The 18,298-nt window shown below is 62.4% G+C and carries 17 protein-coding genes; 10 read left to right on the forward strand and 7 right to left on the reverse strand.

Annotated elements, in window-relative coordinates; genetic code table 11:
• A complete protein-coding gene (gene aceB, locus IEV58_RS04685) occupies positions 1-1,599 on the forward strand; it encodes a malate synthase A (RefSeq protein WP_188409086.1) in 1,599 nt (532 codons plus the stop codon).
• 111 nt (positions 1,600-1,710) lie between these two features.
• Entirely contained in the window at positions 1,711-2,058 is a 348-nt protein-coding gene (locus IEV58_RS04690; protein ID WP_188408506.1) for a DUF2076 family protein, read from the forward strand.
• 78 nt (positions 2,059-2,136) lie between these two features.
• Here the strand turns inward: IEV58_RS04690 and IEV58_RS04695 are convergent, their stop codons facing one another.
• The gene (locus IEV58_RS04695) at positions 2,137-2,988 is read right to left on the reverse strand and encodes a L,D-transpeptidase (RefSeq protein WP_371873615.1); all 852 of its coding nucleotides are present in this window, start codon (positions 2,986-2,988) and stop codon (positions 2,137-2,139) included.
• A gap of 317 nt (positions 2,989-3,305) precedes the next feature.
• On the opposite strand from IEV58_RS04695, the gene IEV58_RS04700 reads away from it, so the two are divergent.
• The 5 genes from IEV58_RS04700 (at position 3,306) to IEV58_RS04720 (ending at position 8,616) form a co-directional block, all read left to right on the forward strand.
• A complete protein-coding gene (locus IEV58_RS04700) occupies positions 3,306-5,459 on the forward strand; it encodes a lysylphosphatidylglycerol synthase domain-containing protein (protein ID WP_229729246.1) in 2,154 nt (717 codons plus the stop codon).
• Positions 5,456-5,779 (forward strand): hypothetical protein, encoded by a 324-nt coding sequence (locus tag IEV58_RS04705; protein WP_188408508.1) that lies wholly within the window; start codon positions 5,456-5,458, stop codon positions 5,777-5,779. Before IEV58_RS04700 ends, IEV58_RS04705 begins: the two co-directional genes overlap by 4 nt.
• Before the next feature lie 139 nt (positions 5,780-5,918).
• Positions 5,919-6,206 (forward strand): co-chaperone GroES, encoded by a 288-nt coding sequence (groES, locus tag IEV58_RS04710; protein ID WP_188408509.1) that lies wholly within the window; start codon positions 5,919-5,921, stop codon positions 6,204-6,206.
• A gap of 54 nt (positions 6,207-6,260) precedes the next feature.
• Entirely contained in the window at positions 6,261-7,907 is a 1,647-nt protein-coding gene (gene groL, locus IEV58_RS04715; protein ID WP_188408510.1) for a chaperonin GroEL, read from the forward strand.
• Positions 7,908-7,992: 85 nt separating this feature from the next.
• Positions 7,993-8,616 (forward strand): MarC family protein, encoded by a 624-nt coding sequence (locus IEV58_RS04720; protein WP_188408511.1) that lies wholly within the window; start codon positions 7,993-7,995, stop codon positions 8,614-8,616.
• Here the strand turns inward: IEV58_RS04720 and IEV58_RS04725 are convergent, their stop codons facing one another.
• The 4 genes from IEV58_RS04725 to IEV58_RS04740 form a co-directional block, all read right to left on the reverse strand.
• A complete protein-coding gene (locus IEV58_RS04725; RefSeq protein ID WP_188408512.1) occupies positions 8,617-9,735 on the reverse strand; it encodes an extracellular catalytic domain type 1 short-chain-length polyhydroxyalkanoate depolymerase in 1,119 nt (372 codons plus the stop codon).
• A 220-nt stretch (positions 9,736-9,955) separates the two neighbouring features.
• Entirely contained in the window at positions 9,956-10,384 is a 429-nt protein-coding gene (locus IEV58_RS04730) for a GlcG/HbpS family heme-binding protein (RefSeq protein ID WP_188408513.1), read from the reverse strand.
• Positions 10,385-10,486: 102 nt separating this feature from the next.
• Positions 10,487-11,464 (reverse strand): ATP phosphoribosyltransferase, encoded by a 978-nt coding sequence (hisG, locus tag IEV58_RS04735; protein WP_188408514.1) that lies wholly within the window; start codon positions 11,462-11,464, stop codon positions 10,487-10,489.
• Positions 11,461-12,573 (reverse strand): ATP phosphoribosyltransferase regulatory subunit, encoded by a 1,113-nt coding sequence (locus tag IEV58_RS04740; RefSeq protein ID WP_188408515.1) that lies wholly within the window; start codon positions 12,571-12,573, stop codon positions 11,461-11,463. Before IEV58_RS04740 ends, hisG begins: the two co-directional genes overlap by 4 nt.
• A 150-nt stretch (positions 12,574-12,723) precedes the next feature.
• On the opposite strand from IEV58_RS04740, the gene zigA reads away from it, so the two are divergent.
• Positions 12,724-13,953 carry a zinc metallochaperone GTPase ZigA gene (gene zigA / locus IEV58_RS04745; RefSeq protein ID WP_188409088.1) on the forward strand — a complete coding sequence of 410 codons (1,230 nt, stop codon included), beginning with the start codon at positions 12,724-12,726 and terminating at the stop codon, positions 13,951-13,953.
• A 16-nt stretch (positions 13,954-13,969) separates the two neighbouring features.
• A complete protein-coding gene (locus IEV58_RS04750; protein ID WP_188408516.1) occupies positions 13,970-14,248 on the forward strand; it encodes a hypothetical protein in 279 nt (92 codons plus the stop codon).
• A gap of 143 nt (positions 14,249-14,391) precedes the next feature.
• Here IEV58_RS04750 and IEV58_RS04755 read toward each other — a convergent pair whose 3' ends face one another.
• Together IEV58_RS04755 and hisS are read right to left on the reverse strand one after the other, a co-directional pair.
• Positions 14,392-14,907, reverse strand: a complete 516-nt coding sequence (locus tag IEV58_RS04755) for a hypothetical protein (protein WP_188408517.1) — start codon at positions 14,905-14,907, stop codon at positions 14,392-14,394.
• Between the two features lie 254 nt (positions 14,908-15,161).
• A complete protein-coding gene (gene hisS, locus IEV58_RS04760) occupies positions 15,162-16,646 on the reverse strand; it encodes a histidine--tRNA ligase (protein ID WP_188408518.1) in 1,485 nt (494 codons plus the stop codon).
• A 245-nt stretch (positions 16,647-16,891) separates the two neighbouring features.
• Here hisS and aptA point away from each other — a divergent pair, with 245 nt between their 5' ends.
• On the forward strand, positions 16,892-18,235 hold the full coding sequence (gene aptA, locus IEV58_RS04765) for an omega-aminotransferase AptA (protein WP_188408519.1): 1,344 nt from the start codon (positions 16,892-16,894) through the stop codon (positions 18,233-18,235).
• Positions 18,236-18,298: the final 63 nt, after the last annotated feature.

An 18,298-nucleotide genomic window follows, 5' to 3' on the forward strand; every position in this document is an offset into this window, starting at 1 on the left:
ATGCTGACCAATGTGACCCTGCCGGCAGGAGTGGCCGTTCACGCAGCCCCGGGCCCGCGCTACGACGAGATCCTGACGCCGGAGGCCTTGGCCTTCGTCGCCGAGCTCCATCGCCGCTTCGACGGACGCCGCGTTGAACTGCTTGCGGCACGGGATGCGCGCCAGAAGCGCTACGATGCCGGCGAACTTCCGGATTTTCTGCCCGAAACGCGCGACATCCGGGAGGGCGACTGGACGATCGCGCCTGTTCCCGCCGATCTTCTCGACCGGCGTGTCGAGATCACCGGGCCGGTGGACCGCAAGATGGTCATCAACGCGCTGAACTCAGGCGCGCGCATGTTTATGGCAGACTTTGAGGATGCGACCTCACCCACATGGGACAATATGATCGATGGCCAGATCAACCTGAAGGATCGCTGGCACGCGGAATTGACCTATGAGGATCCCGCCTCAGGCAAGAGCTACCGCTTGAGCGAGAACCCGGCGACGCTCCTGGTGCGCGCCCGCGGCTGGCACCTGCTGGAAGAACACGTCACCGTCGATGGCGCGCCCATCTCCGGCGGCCTGTTCGACTTCGGGCTCTATGTCTTTCACAATGCCGCAACCGTGGTTGCGAAGGGTCTCACGCCTGCCTTCTATCTGCCGAAGATGGAGAGCCACCAGGAGGCAAAACTGTGGGATGACGTGTTCTCTCACGCGGAAGGCAAGCTGAGCCTGCCGCATGGGACATTGAAGGCCACGGTCCTGATCGAAACTTTGCCGGCGACCTTCGAGCTCAACGAGATCCTTTACGCCATGAAGGATCATATCGTCGCGCTCAACTGCGGACGCTGGGACTATATCTTCTCCTACATCAAGAGGCTGGGGAAGAACCCACGGTTCCTCACTCCCGACCGGGGTTTGATGGGCATGGGTGCGGCCTTCCTGAGGGCCTACTCCCTGCTCGTGATCGATACCTGCCACCGGCGCGGAGCCTTCGCCATGGGCGGCATGGCCGCGCAGATTCCCAACCGCAAGGATCCTGAGGCCAATGCGGCGGCGCTCGCCAAAGTGAAGGCGGATAAGGAACGGGAAGCGGGCGATGGTCACGATGGCACATGGGTGGCCCATCCCGATCTCGTGCCTGTTGCCATGGAGGTGTTTGATCGGCTGATGCCTGAGGCCAATCAGGTCACACGCCGCCGCGATGACCGGATCACCCGCGACATGCTGCTGGAGGTACATGAGGGGGAACGCACCGAAGCGGGCCTGCGCGAGAACATTCGCGTCGGTGTTCAATATATCGAGGCTTGGCTGCGCGGGCGGGGCGCCGTGCCGCTGTACAATCTGATGGAAGATGCGGCGACGGCGGAAATCAGCCGCGCGCAGATCTGGCAGTGGTTGCACCACCGGGCCTCATTGAACGATGGCCGCAAGGTGACGCCCGATCTCTTCCGCGAGGTCATGGCGGATGAGATGGCGCGGGTGCGGGATGCTCTAGGAGGAGAGGTCTACGATGCCGGTCGTTTCCCGGAAGCCCTTGAGCTTTTTGCGGAGATGTCGCTGGCCAAGGATTTCGCCGAGTTCCTGACGGTCCCCGCCTATAAGTTGATTAAATAAGGCGCCAAACCCTGGGTTGTGCTGTTCGGAAGATGTCATTAGACTTTCGTATTTCCGCCGTTCTTGCACAATACACAAAAAACAAGATTCGCCTGCCCAGGGAGATGCGCCATGACAGAACAGGAACGCCTGCTGATCGACGCCTTGTTCGATCGGCTCGCGGTAATCGATACCGCGTCGCACGACCGTGAGACTGAGGGCTTTATCCTGGAAAAGCTGAAGGGAAATCCCAGCCTCGCCTACACCCTTGCGCAGACGGTGCTGATGCAGAATCAGGAGCTCGCCGCGGCTGAAGCGCGGATCGTCAATCTTCAGGCGGAGCTGGACCGGCAGGACGGCACCTCCAGCCGCCCTTTCAAGCGGGATGATTTACGTGTTGCCGATCATATCGGCCGTACCGATGCCACCGGCTTCCTTGCCAGTGCAGCAGCCGTGACGCTGGCAGTGACAAGCGTCTGAGGTCCTGGCCCGACGCATCTCGAAATAAAAATGCCCGGCTTGGTGCCGGGCATTTTTTATTCGTAACAGTGAAGATTTTCAGAGGACTACAACTTTGGTGCCGACACCGACGCGGCCGTAAAGGTCGGTGACATCTTCATTGGTCATCCGGATACAGCCGGACGAGACCGCTTGGCCGATGGTCCAGGGCTCATTGGAGCCGTGGATCCGATAAAGCGTATTGCCGAGGTAAAGCGCACGCGCGCCCAGCGGATTGCTCGGACCGCCCGCCATGAACTTCGGCAGGTCCGGCCGGCGTTTCAACATCTCCGCCGGCGGCCGCCAATCCGGCCATTCAGCCTTGCGGGTGATCTTTTCGGTGCCCTTCCAGCCGAAGCCTTCCTTGCCGACCCCCACGCCGTACCGGATAGCGCGGCCATCCTTCTGAACGAGGTAAAGGTACCGCGTGCCGGTATCGACAACGATGGTGCCTGGCTCATGCGGGCCGTCGTAGGCGATCTCTGTCCTCTTGAACGCGGGGTCGATTGCCCGGCGCGTGGCGGGCGCCATGAGCGAGGCTGACTGCGGCCGAGGATGACGCGATACGCGGCGTTCTTCCGGCGGAAGCACCAGCGCGCGTCCGGGGACCGCATAGATGGTGCCGTTGGTGTTGGGTACGACATAGGTGCGCCGCTCCGGCCGATAGACCGGCTCGCGTCCCATCACCATGCCTTCGATGAAGCCGCCATTGAAATTGGGCATCTGTCCGGGCGGCGCATAGACGGGACGCGGCCTGACGTGCGCCGGCGTGGCATAGACGCGTCCGGAGCCATAGGCGATCTGGGGCGCGCCCTGGGGCGCCACGATGATGGCCGGCTCCTGATAGGATTGGGCAAAAGCGGGTGCGGCCAGCATGGCCACAGCCGCCGTCAATATGAAGATACGTTTCATTGGGTTCAGCACCCCCGACTGACGCGGCGCGGTCACCGCACTCTACACTTGCCATACCCATGCTGCCGAGGACGGCTACACGATAAACCAAGCCTTAAAGCTCATTGGTAAACATCTTACTGTTCGGTGATGCTGTGGCGCTACCTCATCTTCGAGTTCTCAGGCTGGTGCCGAATATTAGGTTCTCGCACTTCATTAGCTCACAGAAACATCTCCCCAAAGGTTGAAAAAACCGCACTGCTACTTGGACGTGTCCTCTGACTGTGCCAGACAGCAATCTCACCACTCTGATCCGAAGTGGCGGAAAGTATGTGCAGATGCGTCGATGGTTGCAGGCTTCGATATCAATTGCTCTGATTCTAGCAGCGGTGATTTGGGTCGGCTCGAATACTGACCTCGCCAGCCTGGCAGAAACTTTCGCCGAGTTATCGCCTGCCATCGTAATTCTGGCGGCGCTATCACTTTTCGTCGGTGCGCTATGTGCCTCGCTTCGCGTGTGGCTCATTGCCCATGATCTCGGCTACCCCCTCCGGATGCGTGATGCCGTAGCGGCTTTGAGCATCGGGCAACTCGCCGGCGGCATTTTCTTTCAGCTCGTTGGACAGTTGATCGCACGGGGCGCCCTTTTAGCGAGACGTGGTCTGCCCGTCTCGGTGACCGTTGTGCTGACCGGCTATGAACGGGTGGTCGCTTTCTCAGTTTCGCTGGCTCTCGCTTTGGCGGGAGGCTGGTTGATTTTCGGGCGTGTCGTGCTTGATCTTGACGGGGGCGGACTGGAATTTCTGGAACTCGCGATAGGTCTAATTCTCGCTGTTCTCGTCGGGGGGGTGCTCGGTTGGGGAAGGCGCGTCGTCAAAAGCGTCACACCTCACCTCCACGGTCGACTCGCCCTTCTTATCTCGCGAAGCGTCTGCGTCAGCGTCGCGACGCAGTTGTGCACGATGGTTGCCTACGTCGTGCTGGCAAGAGCCTTTTCGCCATCACTGGCCATCGAGGATCTGGCGGCGGCTTCGGCTGTGGTCATGTTAGCGGCAAGCCTTCCTATCAGCCTTGCCGGTTGGGGCGTTCGTGAGGTCAGCGCCGTGCTGGCTCTCGGCGCCATTGGAATGTCGCCAGAAGAAGCCCTCGTTGTAGCGGTGCTGGTGGGAAGCATGGCACTTGGCGTTGTAGCCACCCTCGCTCTGCTGACTGCTGGGGCATGGCGACGGGAAGATTCAGGCGTCGCATCAAGGCCCGGCATAAAGGCTCCAAAGATTGATTACGGCACGGGGCTGGTCTGGGCGCTGCCGCTCACTGTCGCCACGGCGGTCTTTTTCCAGGTTTATGTGCCGACCGGAACCGGACAACTGAATGTCAATTTCGCGGATCCGGCAGCCATCATGGGAGGCACCCTTTTCGTCATCTGGGCAATGCGCGATCGCGCATGGCCACAGTGGCGCCTTTCCGGCTTTAACATTCACGTCTTCGCCGCGTCCAGTGCGTTCATCATCGCCTTCATCATCGGATGGAATTCGTTCGGCTGGACCGCCTGGGCCTTTACCAGCAAGCTTGTGGGCTGGTTCGTTCTGCTCGGATATGGCGCAACCGGAGCGCTTCTTGTTTCCCGCGCCGGAACTGATGGGCTTTCAACTCTCCTGCGTACCATTGCCGCGGCCGGGCTCGCGGTCCTTGTCATTGACCTTACGCTGCTGATCCTGCGCTTTGCCGGCGTTCAGATACCAGAGAACCTGTTAGGCGGGCGAATTGAAGGATTCTCTATAAATGCCAATGCTTTCGCCTTTCAGCTTATATTAACCTTCTTCGCAGCGCTGCTGGCGTTCCGTGATGGTTACAAAGCGGTTGTAATACCGGCCTTGATCCTTGCTGGCGTATGGTTCGCAGGCTCGCGTGCCTCATTTGGTGCGATCCTCGTGGCTTTGCCACTGGCGCTTTGCATGCGCCCGAAGTTAATCGGCCGAGTCGGGCGCGCGTGCCTTTGCGGTTTGGTGATTGTGATAGCCGTGATTTATCTGCCGGCAGCTTTGCTCGGCGGCGACGCTGTTCATGGCGTTTTCACAAGTGGTTTTGCCGATTCAGATGCAGAACGAATGCTGACTCTCGAGGCAGCATGGCAGATGTTTCTCGACTCTCCTCTGTTTGGCGCTGGACTTGGTGCTTTCGTTCACGACCACATGACAACAACCGGAGAATTCCTTGTCATTCATTCCACACCACTGTGGCTTTTGGCTGAGTTTGGTCTCTTCGGCGCTCTTCTGATAGGGGTTCCCTTTGTTCGCGTAGCCCTGAATGAGATCCGACGACCATTCCCCAGGGACGATGCCGCTGTTCTGCTTATCGGCTCAATCAGCGCCTTTGCGGTCATGTCGCTTGCTCACGAAATGATGTATCAGCGATTGTTCTGGCTGGTGCTGGGGGCCGGGCTTGCTCTAACAGTCACCCCAACGCAGATGCAAAGGAGCGCGACGCGATGAGATGTTTGTTGGCACTGGCTGGTCTTCTGCTGTGTGCGGCCTGCGCCGCGACGCCGGAAGAGGTCAAGCCGGAACGCATCTCGCCGCTGGACTATCGCGAAAGCACCTGCCAGGAACTTCAATCCCACATTGCCGCAAACCGGGTGGAGGAAGCTGAACTTGTTCAGCTGATGAATGCCTGGCCTCGCGAAGGAGGCGGCAACGTCGTCCGCCGTATCGACATCGGTCGCAAGCTGGCGAATGTGCGTGGCAAGATCGAAGCTGCGAGCGACGTTTACACGCGCTGGAATTGCGCGGAACGGCTGAAATATATCGGCTGAGAGATATCCGCTGTCCTCTTGACACCCCGACGGGGCTCTCCTATCTCGGCGCTGCTAGCACTCTTCGGTAGAGAGTGCTAAAGCACCAGAGTTAGGTTCGGTCCGCGTTCACAAGACGCGTATGAAGAGGAAGACTCCTATGACATTCCGTCCGCTGCACGACCGCGTGGTTGTCCGTCGCCTGACGGCCGAAGAGAAGACCAAGGGCGGCATCATCATCCCTGATACGGCCAAGGAAAAGCCGCAGGAAGGCGAGATCGTCGCTGTCGGTTCCGGCGCCCGCGATGAAGCCGGCAAGCTCGTTCCGCTCGACGTCAAGGCCGGTGACAAGGTGCTCTTCGGCAAATGGTCCGGCACCGAGGTCAAGATCGACGGCGAAGAGCTGCTGATCATGAAAGAATCCGACATCCTGGGCGTGATCGGCTGAGGCCGGCCGCTCTTCACCGTTACAATCCGTAGTTACACATCAAGGAGCTGAGACATGGCTGCCAAGGACGTACGTTTCTCCGCCGATGCGCGCGAGAAGATGCTGCGCGGCGTCGACACTCTCGCCAACGCCGTGAAGGTCACCCTCGGTCCCAAGGGCCGCAACGTCGTGATCGAGAAGTCGTTCGGCGCGCCTCGCATCACCAAGGACGGCGTGACCGTCGCCAAGGAGATCGAGCTCGAGGACAAGTTCGAGAACATGGGCGCCCAGATGGTGCGCGAAGTGGCCTCGAAGACCAACGACATTGCTGGCGATGGCACCACCACCGCGACGGTTCTCGCACAGGCGATCGTCAAGGAAGGCGCGAAGTCCGTCGCCGCGGGCATGAACCCGATGGACCTGAAGCGCGGCATCGATCTCGCCGTGGGCAAGGTCATCGAGGAGCTGAAGGCCGCTTCCAAGAAGATCAAGTCTTCTGAGGAAGTCGCGCAGGTCGGCACCATCTCTGCCAATGGCGAGAAGGAAATCGGCCAGATGATCGCTCAGGCGATGCAGAAGGTCGGCAACGAAGGCGTCATCACGGTCGAAGAGGCCAAGACCGCCGAGACCGAGCTGGAAGTCGTCGAAGGCATGCAGTTCGACCGCGGCTATCTCTCGCCGTACTTCATCACCAACGCCGAGAAGATGATTGCTGATCTCGAGGATCCCTACATCCTCATCAACGAGAAGAAGCTTTCCAGCCTGCAGGCTCTGCTCCCGGTCCTCGAGGCCGTCGTGCAGTCCTCGCGTCCGCTCGTCATCATCTCCGAGGACGTGGAGGGTGAGGCTCTCGCCACCCTCGTCGTCAACAAGCTGCGTGGCGGCCTCAAGGTCGCAGCCGTCAAGGCTCCGGGCTTCGGCGATCGCCGCAAGGCCATGCTTGAGGACATCGCCGTCCTCACCGGCGGCACCGTGATCTCCGAGGACGTCGGCATCAAGCTCGAGAATGTCACGCTCGACATGCTCGGCCGCGCCAAGAAGATCGTGATCGAGAAGGAAAAGACCACCATCGTCGACGGCGCTGGTGAGAAGTCCGACATCGAAGGCCGCGTCGCTCAGATCAAGGCTCAGATCGAAGACACCACCTCTGACTACGATCGTGAGAAGCTGCAGGAGCGTCTCGCCAAGCTCGCAGGCGGCGTTGCGGTCATCCGCGTCGGTGGCTCAACCGAAGTCGAAGTCAAGGAGCGCAAGGACCGCGTTGACGATGCACTCAACGCAACCCGCGCGGCTGTCGAAGAAGGCATCGTCCCCGGCGGCGGCACGGCTCTCCTGCGTGCTCGCAAGGCTATCGACGATCTGACGAGCGACAACCCGGACATCCAGGCCGGCATCAAGATCGTTCGTCGCGCGGTCGAGGCTCCGATCCGCCAGATCGCTTCTAACTCCGGCGTCGAAGGCTCGATCGTCGTCAGCAAGGTTCTGGAGAACGCCTCCACCACCTTCGGTTTCGATGCTCAGAACGAGACCTACGTCGACCTCATCGAGGCCGGCATCGTGGATCCGACCAAGGTTGTCCGCACCGCGCTTCAGGACGCAGCATCCGTTGCCTCGCTCCTGATCACGACGGAAGCCATGATCGCCGATGCTCCCAAGAAGGACTCGGGCGCTCCGGCAATGCCGGGCGGCGGCATGGGCGGCATGGGCGGCATGGACTTCTGATCCACCGGCCTCAGCGAATGCGAAAGGGCTGCCTTCGGGCGGCCCTTTTGTTTATCAATGCGTCCCTGCACCCCGTGGTAGGCCCATGCTCCAGGATCGCATCTCCGAGTTCATAACGCTCTGGGTCGTGATTGACCCGATTGGTTCGCTGCCGATTTTCCTGGCGGTCACCGCCGGTCTGGCCGATCACCATCGGCGGCAGACGGCGATCTGGGCCGTGGGTGTGGCCTTCTGTGTCCTGACGGCCTTCCTCGTCGGCGGGCAGCTTCTCTTCGCCATGCTGGAGGTGCCGTTGCGCGCTTTCCAGATCGCCGGCGGCATCGTGCTCTTCATCTTCGCCCTGCAGATGATCTTTGGCCCTGCCAAGGAAGAGGCCGATCTGCCGCTTGCGGTGCAGTCGCCGCGGCAGAAGGCGGTGTTTCCCCTTGCCGTGCCCGCCATTGCCAGCCCCGGCGCCATGCTCGCAGTGGTGCTGCTGACGGATGACGCCCGGCACAACGTCGCGGATCAGACCATGACCTGGCTGGTCATGGTCTTCGTCCTGGCGATCCAGTTCGGCATCTTCATGCTGGCGGGCAGGTTGCAGCGGTTGATCGGCGATGCCGGTGCCAGCATCATCAGCCGCGTGATGGGAATGATCCTGGCTTCGGTGGCGGTCACCGATGTCGTCCAGGCCCTATCCGAATGGCTCTCGTTGCCGCCGCTCTAGTCAACGCAACAAACCAGCGGCTTTCAAGGCTTTGGTGATGGTCGCCTGAACGCCCGACGGTCCAGCCTCGGGCGCGGGAGACAGGTGCCGGCGCTTCGGCGCACCGCAGGATTTGGCGGAGCTGGGCGGCATCTCTGCCGTCAGATCCCAGAAGCGGGCGATATGCCATGTAGAGGAAATGCCGGCGTCAAGCAGATACGGGCCAGCGAACTCGGCGCCCCCCTGTGCATCGAGAGGGGTGCCATGGGGAAGATCATCGATGATCCAATCCTCGACCAATGTCTTGCCCTCGGCATCACACCACTGCCGTCGGCGATACCCCAGTGCTCTGTCCTCTGCCGACGGAATGTCAGGCAGAGAGTGGACATTCAGCCACTGCTTCAAGGTTTCGCGGGCGTTTGATGGAACGACTGTTGTATCCGCAGTGCCATGCCAGATGGACACGCGCGGCCAGGGACCACGATGGGTGGATGCGGCTCGAACCCATCCGCCAAGCTCTTTGCCGGAGTTGTTCGCACCCTTGAACATCGCTTCGAAGGCTTGCTGGACTGTGCGGGCCGCCCCATAGGGCAGGCCGGCGATGATGGCGCCGCCAGCGAAGACTTCAGGGTAGGTCGCCAGCATCACGGATGTCATGGCGCCCCCGGCCGACAGGCCTGTGATGAAAACACGATCCTTATCGATGTCATGCCTCATGACCATGGCGTCGATCATCTGGCGGATGGAAAGGGCCTCGCCCGCTCCCCGGCGGGTGTCGCCGGGCTGGAACCAGGAAAAACAGTTCTTTGGATTGTTGGCCGCCTGCTGTTCCGGATAGAGCACCGCGAAACCTGCGGCGTCGGCAAGGCGCGTCCAACCGGTGCCGCGATCATAGGCTTCGGCGTCCTGCTGGCAGCCGTGAAGGACGACCACCAACGGAATGCTCTTCAGCGCGGCCGCCGGCACATAGCACTTCATGCGCAAGGCACCCGGATTGCTGCCGAAGCGCCGGACTTCCGTCAGGCGCGTCCCTTGTCCAGGTCTGGCGCCCACCTCTTCCATGGTGATGCCTTGCGACAGTTGCTCCCACCGCTGCCGATAGCGGCGAAGCGCTTCCAGATTCATGCCAAGGCCGCTCATCCGAAGGTCCTGTTCTCATACACCTCCGTTAAGTGGATGCTGCAGTGCAGCATATCAAGTGTGAGCCGGTGCTATCTCCGCGATGATGGAGGAACAGGGGACAGTCACTACGGAGACTGCTTGAAACCTCTTGCCGACCGCGCCAGGATATGACGATGAACATCGGCGGAGTCAGCCAGGCCGCCGACAACACCGGCCGCGCTCGATCCGGCTTGTCCGGTCAGCCTGCGTCGGCGGTGTAGCCGGCCGCCTCAACCCCCGATATTGCGGCGATTTCATCATTGTCCGATGTCTCGCCCGAGACACCCACCGCGCCGATGATGCGCTGCTTGTCGCGGATCAGCACACCGCCGGGCACGGGCACCATCCGCCCCTGCGCCAGCGTGTTCACGGCATCAACAAAGAAGGCCTGCTCCTGGGCGCGCTTGAATATCGCGCGTGACCCCATGCCAAGTGCCAGGGCACCATAGGCCTTGCCATGAGCGACCTCGTAACGCATGAGCGAGGTGCCATCCTGCATTTCGACGGCCTTGACCGCGCCACGTGCATCGAGAACCACGATGCCGAGCGGCTTCATATCGGCATCCTTGGCCTTGGCAAAACCGCAGGCGATGATCTTGCGGGCAGTCTCCAGCGTGAGCTCGGTCATGGTGATCCTCCGTATGGCGTCTTGTGTGGGCAGTTCTGCCTTAGGAAAACCGGTTTCGGTAGCCGTCTTTTCAGAACAGGCCTTTGATCCGTGGATGACGGATCAGCCGTTGAGGCGCGCCACAAGTCTTTGCCAAAGCGGATTCCGTGCGTCGAAAACCTCGTCGAGGGCCGCCACTGACACCGCCTCGGCACCCTTGTTCATCAGCCAGTCGGCCAAGGCATAGACCTGCGCATTGGGCACATGCAGCACGAGCAAGCCTCCTTCGGGCGCACCGAACGGCGCTGTGGCGCCGAAGCGATCCGCAGCCTCGACGCTGACGGCGCCATCATCGATCGGAAGGCGGGCGTGAACCTCCTTTACCGCGCGGGCGCGCGCGGCCGCGCCGAGGCGGGCAAGGATGGTGCGGGCCGCCTCACGCGCCGTTTGCGACCAGTCGGCCTGCAGCGATGCCACCAGATTGGCCTCGCTTTTCAGCATGATGCCATCATCGAGAATCTTGAGAGCATTGGCGGCAAGCGTTGCGCCTGTGGTGGTGATATCGACGATGATGTCGGCCGCGCCGGCGGCCGGCGCGCCTTCCGTGGCGCCCGCACTTTCCACGATGCGGTAGTCCACGATGCCGTGGCGGGCGAAGAACCCGCGCGTCAGGTTGACATATTTGGTCGCAACCCGGAGCGGGCGGCCGCGCTTTGCCCTGAGATGAGTGGCGACATCGTCGAGATCAGCCATGTCGCGCACGTCGATCCAGGCGGCCGGCACCGCAACCACCACATTGGCCGGACCGAAACCAGGCTTTTCCAGGAACAGAAGCCGCGCATCGGCGTCATCCATGTCCTCACGCAGGAGATCCTCGCCGGTGATGCCGAGATGAACCGTCCCCTGCCCAAGGGAGGAGGCGATCTCAGAGGCCGACAAGAAGGCAACCTCTGCACCGGCGACGCCGGCGATGGCGCCCCGATAGTCGCGCGCACCGCGGGACTGAACCAGGGGCAGGCCGGCGCGCGCGAAGAAGCCCATGGCATTTTCCTGCAGCCGCCCCTTGGAAGGCACGGCGAGAAGAAGCGGTGCGTCGGTCATCGTCCGGCCTCCTGCAGGCGCTCGATCCAGAAGGCGCAGCCTACGGCGGGCACCGGCTGCGGCGCGCCGAGCGTGGTCATCAGCGTGTCGTACCGCCCGCCGCCAACGAGCGGCCCGAGCGCCAGGGAGGTGGCCGAATGAAACTCGAAGACGAAGCCGGTGTAGTAGCCGACAGCCCTGCCGAAGCGGGCCGCGAAGGTGACGCGATCAGAGGTCAGGCCGCGAGAGGACATGAGGTCCGCGCGCCTCTCGAAGGCATCGAGCGTCGCGCCCATGGCAAGGCCGGTGTCCCTTTGGAGCGCGCGAAGTTCCTTGATCGACGAGGAAAGCGTGCCCTCGATGGAGAGGAAGCGGGACAGCGCCGCGCGCTTCTCCGCTGAGAGGTCGGCCCCCGCCCGCTGTCGGGCCTGATCGAGAAAACGTTCCGCGATGTCGGAAACCGAGCGTCCGCCGACGGTCGATATGCCGGCAATGGCGAGAAGATCTTCCACCACGGCCTTGGCCGCTTCCGGATGGCTGCCATCGAGCGCGGCAAGGAAGGCCGCGCGTTCGGCGCCCTCGCGGGACGCGATCAGCGCATCAAGGGTCTCCTCGACGGTGCCGCCGCGGGTGGCATCGCGCATCAAGCGGCGCACCCAGGCCTTGGGCAGGCCCAGCGCCTCGATCACGGCGCCCATGAGAGCAAGATCCCCGATACGCACCAGCGGATCGTCTATGCCGCAGGCCAGGATCGCATCGGCGGCGCAGCCGATAACCTCCGCATCGGCGGCCTCGCGGTCGGGGCGGCCGAAGATCTCGATGCCAGCTTGCGTGAATTCGGCGCTGGCCTCGCTGCGGAAACGGAAGACCGAGCCGAGATAGCAATAGGCAGCATCCCCACCGGCGCGGGTCGAGCCGAGATGCAGCCGTGCCGTCGGGATGGTGAGATCGGGCCTCAGGCACATCTCACGGCCATCAGGACCGGAGGTGAGAAACATGCGCCGCCGCAGGTCTTCGCCCGAGACATCGAGGAAAACGCCGGCAGGCTGCAGCACCGGAGGCTCGACCCGCACGTAGCCCGTGCCTTCAAGCCGTGCCAGCAGCGCATCGTTGGAGAGAGGGGAGGACATGAAACGTCGTTCTTTGAAAACCCGTGATGCGCCGGGGTTCTAGCAGGACAAAGCGCAGGGCGCGACCGTTTTTCCCGCAGCCTTGCTTGCCCTGCGGAGGCGCGCCCGATATGTTACATTATAACATATCATTTGATGGAGGTTAGTCTTATGGTCACTCCCGGCATTCGGAGGCATGGCGATGATCGCATTCCCGTCACCGTTCTCTCCGGTTTCCTCGGCGCGGGAAAGACGACGCTCCTCAACCACATGCTTGCCAATCGCGAGGGCCGCCGGATCGCCGTGATCGTCAATGACATGTCGGAAGTGAACATCGATGCCGATCTCGTGCGCGGCGGGGTGGATATGGCCCGGACGGAAGAGACGCTGGTGGAGATGACCAACGGCTGTATCTGCTGCACGCTCCGGGAAGATCTCTTGAAGGAGGTGCGCCGCCTGGCGGAAGCTGGTCGCTTCGATGCCATCGTCATCGAGTCCACTGGTATCTCGGAGCCGCTTCCGGTGGCAGCCACCTTTTCGTTTCGCGACGAAGAGGGCGCTGCATTGGAGGACATAGCCCGCCTCGACTGCATGGTCACCGTGGTGGACGCCATTAATCTTGCGCGTGATTTCGGCAGCCATGACCGGCTCCATCAGCGAGGCGAGCACCTCGGGGAGGGAGATGAACGGACGCTGGCCGATCTTCTGACCGATCAGATCGAATTCTGCGACGTGGTCGTGCTGAACAAGGTTTCTGACGCTGAACCTGCCGAGCTTGAAGCCGCTCGGACGATCATTCGTTCGCTAAATCCCGATGCCCACCTGATCGAGGCGGATCATTCCCGGGTGCCGTTGGCGAAGGTGCTGGATACCGGCCTGTTTGATCCCGATCGGGCGGAGGAACACCCGCTCTGGGCAAAAGAGCTCTATGGCTTTCGCGACCACGTGCCGGAAACCGAGGAATATGGGATCGCCAGCTTCGTCTACCGCGCCCGCAGGCCATTCGATCCTGTAAGGTTTAATGATTTTCTCGGCCGGACCTGGCCAGGCCTCATCCGCGCCAAAGGACATTTCTGGCTGGCGACGCGGCCGGACTGGGTTGGCGAGCTCTCGATCGCCGGCGCGGTTTGCCGCACTGAGGCCATGGGCTTCTGGTGGGCGGCGGTGCCGCAGGCGCGGTGGCCGGGGTCGGATGAATGGCGCTCGCTCCTGCACCGGAACTGGAGCGAGATCTGGGGCGATCGCCGCCAGGAGATCGTCTTCATTGGTCAGGATATGGATGAAGCCGCCATGAGAGCCGCACTTGATGGCTGCCTTTTGGGGACGCTGGAGCGGTTCGAGCCTTCTCGGTGGCGTGATCTGCCCGATCCGTTCCCGCTCTGGCGCCGCAGCGCCGCCTGAGATTAAAGTGCCCCGCATGGGACTGTTTTCTCTTGGCCGGCGCCGCGACGAAGCGGCAGAACAGGCACGTGCGCATGTATCGGCGCTGGTGCGGCAACATCTGTCGCTCGGCGAACATGACGCGGTGACCGTCAGCGAAATCGCCTGCGGTGACCCCGGCTGCGGCGGCGCGGAGACAGTCGTCCTCATCCTGCGCGCCGGGCGGCGCACGGAAGCCGTCAAGGTGAAGAAGGCTCTGTTCCTGGCCACCGACGAAGAGATCCTGCTGGCCCTGGAAACAATTCAGGCGGCTTGAAGCCGCCTGAAAATATGCTGGAGGGAAGAGTGCGGGCTCCTCCCTCCAGACGATGCCCGGACCCACCGAGGGAGGGCCACGGCTGGCGTCGCCCGACGGTGAGAGGCGTGCGACGCCGATAGGTCCGGGTCGTAGCTTGGACCTCAGGCGCCCCGATTGCCCAGCATTTGCGCGCGAAGCTCCTTCTCGCGCTCGACGGTCGAGGAGTACTGCTCCCACGTCGAGCGGCACCAGGCGAGCTGGGCGCTGAGATCGGAAGCGACACGCTCCAGACGCTCCAGTGCACGATCGCTGTTGTCGAACAGAGCCTTGAGATCGCCCGGGACATCACTGTCCTTGTTGGTTTCCATGGCCGACTTGAGGGCGCGGGCCGTCTCTTCGACGGTCGGCACGATCTCGGCCAGGAGCTTGTAGGCCGCATCCCGCTCGATCTCGGCCGCGGCGAGATGCAGGCGGTTCTGCTCGACGAGATGGGCAACGGTGACCCATTCACGCGAACGGCGTTCCAGATCCTCGCGAATGGCGAGGAAGGCCGCTTTCAGCGGCTTCGGCGACCGGCCGTTCATGCCATCCGGACGTGCCGGACGGCGCATGGCCATGTCGTGATCGACGCTTCGATCAAGCGTCGGTGCTTCAACCTTCATTAAATTCTCACTCATGATGCCCTCCATCTGATGCAAGGGATCATGACAACAAATTTCAATAGCGACAACAGTTGGTAACGAAATCTTAACGATATGGTAAATCGGTGCAAATACTTCTATCAGAAGTTGAAGTAAAGCGGTTGTATGCACTATGGAGCAATTAAAACATTGAAAAATAAGATGATTTTGCGCTTTTTGGACGCTCCGGAAAGGCGCCCCGACGGGCGCGGTTGCAGCCTTTGCGACTCAAAAAAGAGGCGCTTACCCCATCAGGTAACGTTGCTGGACGCGCCAAGTATATCGCGGATTGCGCCGACCATTTCTTCTTTGGGAACGGTGATCTGGGCAGGACGGGCCTCGGTCCATTCAGCCCGATCGGTGATGGTTTGAGCCAGGCGCGCTCCGGCGACGAGATCCTTGATCGTCACTTCGCCTCGTTCGCGTTCATCGGATCCCTGAATAACCGCAACCGGGGCGTGGCGGCGATCGGCATATTTCATCTGCGCCTTCATGCCGGATGAGCCGAGATAGATTTCAGCGCGGATACCGGCATCCCGCAATTCCCGCGCAAGCGCCTGGTAGGTGGCCAGGTGATCGCGGTCGAGGACCAGCACCACGACCGGACCACGCCCGGTGGCGCGCTGGTCCTGCCCAAGCGCCGCGAGCGCGGCCTGCAGGCGCGAGACGCCGATGGAAAAGCCGGTTGCAGGCACCGGCTCACCACGGAAACGCGCGACAAGACCATCATAGCGTCCGCCGCCGGCGACGGATCCGAAGCGCACGAGACGGCCGTCCTCATCGGTGATTTCAAAGGTGAGTTCAGCCTCATAGACAGGGCCGGTGTAATATTCGAGGCCCCGGACCACGGACGGATCGATCCGCACGCGGTCCTCATAGCCGGCAGCCGCGACAAGACCCGCGATCTCTGCAAGTTCGGCCACCCCGGCCTCGCCGATCTCCGAATTCACCACCAGCGTGCCCAGGTTGGCGATGGTGGTGACGGTATCGCTGCTTTGCGCGGTGACGAAGGCGATGATCTTGACGATCTGCTCTTCCGACAGCCCCGCGCCCTTGGTGAAGTCGCCGCTCTCGTCCTTGCGGCCGGCGCCGAGCAGGGCCTGCACGCCTTCCACGCCGAGCCGGTCGAGCTTGTCGATGGCGCGCAGCACGATGAGACGGCGGGCGGCGTTTTCCGGCCCGCTCAGCCCCACCACCTCCATCACGCCGTCGAGCACCTTGCGGTTGTTCACTTTCACGAGATAGTCGCCGCGAGCGATGCCCACCGCTTCCAGGGTATCGGCTGCCATCATGCAGATATCGGCATCGGCGGCGACGCTGGCGGCGCCCACGATATCGGCGTCGAACTGCAGGAACTGCCGGAAACGGCCCGGGCCCGGCTTTTCGTTGCGGAACACGGGGCCGGAGCGATAGCTGCGGTAGGGCTTGGGCAGCGCGTCGAAATTCTGCGCCACGAAACGGGCGAGCGGCGCCGTCAGGTCATAGCGAAGGCTCAGCCACTGTTCGTCGTCGTCCTTGAAGGAGAAGACGCCGGCGTTCGGCCGATCCTGGTCCGGCAGGAACTTGCCGAGCGCATCGGTGTATTCCACGAAGGGCGTTTCCACCTCTTCAAAGCCCCACAGCTCATAGACCTGCCGGATCGCCTCCATCATGGCGCGGGTGGCGGAAAGCTCGGCCGCGCCGCGGTCGGCGAAGCCGCGCGGGCTGCGGGCTTTCAGGCGGTCGGTGTCGGACATGGCTCTGCTCTTATGCATATGGGGATGAAGCCCCGCGTCCTAACGCGCAAGAGGGGCGGACCGCAAGGGCAGCAGCGCCTCGGCAGGTCATGATCACTCGGCGGCTGTCGCGGACGCCCAGGATTGGCGTTGCGGTAGATGGTCCGTTTGCATGTGGCGGCGGCTGCTGTCAGGCTGTGCAGCTGATCGTGAGCGGCGCGCTGCATGTCGCGCCGTCAGGATGGTTTTCGCGGAGAAACGAAGCGATGATGCTTGCCGCCGATGCGGACCAGAGCCGCCCCAATGACCTCGACGCCTTCTGGATGCCGTTCACGGCGAACCGGGCCTTTCGCAAGCGGCCCCGGATCGTGTCGCGCGCCAAGGACATGCACTACGAGACGCCGGACGGCCAGAAGATCCTCGATAGTGCCTCCGGTCTGTGGTGTTGCAACGCAGGACACGCCCGGCGGCCCATCGTGGAGGCGATCCAGGCCCAGGCCGCCGAGCTCGATTACGCGCCTTCCTTCCAATACGGCCACCCGAAGGCTTTCACGCTCGCGGCACGCCTCGCCGCCATGGCTCCCGGCGACCTCGATCATGTCTTCTTCGCCAATTCCGGCTCGGAGGCCGTCGACACCGCGCTGAAGATCGCGTTGGCCTATCACGTCGCGAAAGGGGAGGGCACGCGCACCCGCCTCATCGGGCGCGAGCGCGGCTATCACGGCGTCGGCTTTGGCGGCATCTCGGTCGGCGGCATCGTCACGAACCGAAAGCGCTTCGGCACCCTCCTCTCAGGGGTTGATCATCTGCCCGCCACCTACAATCGCGACGAGCAGGCGTTCACGCGCGGCGAGCCTGAATGGGGAGCCCACCTGGCGGGCGAGCTTGAGCGTATCGTGGCGTTGCACGATGCCTCGACCGTAGCCGCGGTTATCGTCGAGCCCATGGCGGGCTCCACCGGCGTTCTGCCGCCGCCGAAGGGATATCTCCGGGCGCTTCGATCCATCTGCGACAAATATGGCATCCTCCTCATCTTCGACGAGGTCATCACCGGCTTCGGTCGCCTCGGCGCATCCTTCGCGGCCGAGCGCTTCGGGGTCCAGCCGGACATGATCGTCTTCGCCAAGGCCGTGACATCGGGCACGGTTCCCATGGGCGGCGTTCTCGTCAGCAAACCCATCCACGATGCCTTCATGACGGGCCCCGAGCACATGGTGGAGCTCTTCCATGGCTATACCTATTCCGCTCATCCGCTGGCGGTGGCTGCGGGCCTCGCCACGCTCGACCTTTATCGCGACGAGGGGCTCTTCGAGCGGGCGCGGGAGCTGGAACCGGCTTTTGCCGATGCCGCCATGGCGCTGAAGAACCTGTCCGGCGTGCTCGACATCCGCACCATTGGCCTTGTAGCCGGCATCGATCTTCAGGGTCACGCCGATCAGCCGGGCAAACGCGGCTTCGAGGCCATCGAGCGGGGCTTTCACAATGAGGGCATCATGATGCGGGTGACGGGCGACACGCTGGCGATCACACCGCCTCTGATCATCTCGGAGGCACAGATCGCCGAGCTGTTCGAGAAGACCGCCGCCGTCATCAAGGCGACCGCCCAGTGATTCCCAAAAGCCACAGCCGGCTGATCATCTTGTGGACATAATCTCTATCCGTGGCCCAAACCC

This window comes from Agaricicola taiwanensis (genome assembly GCF_014635245.1).
Classification (GTDB): domain Bacteria; phylum Pseudomonadota; class Alphaproteobacteria; order Rhizobiales; family Methylopilaceae; genus Agaricicola; species Agaricicola taiwanensis.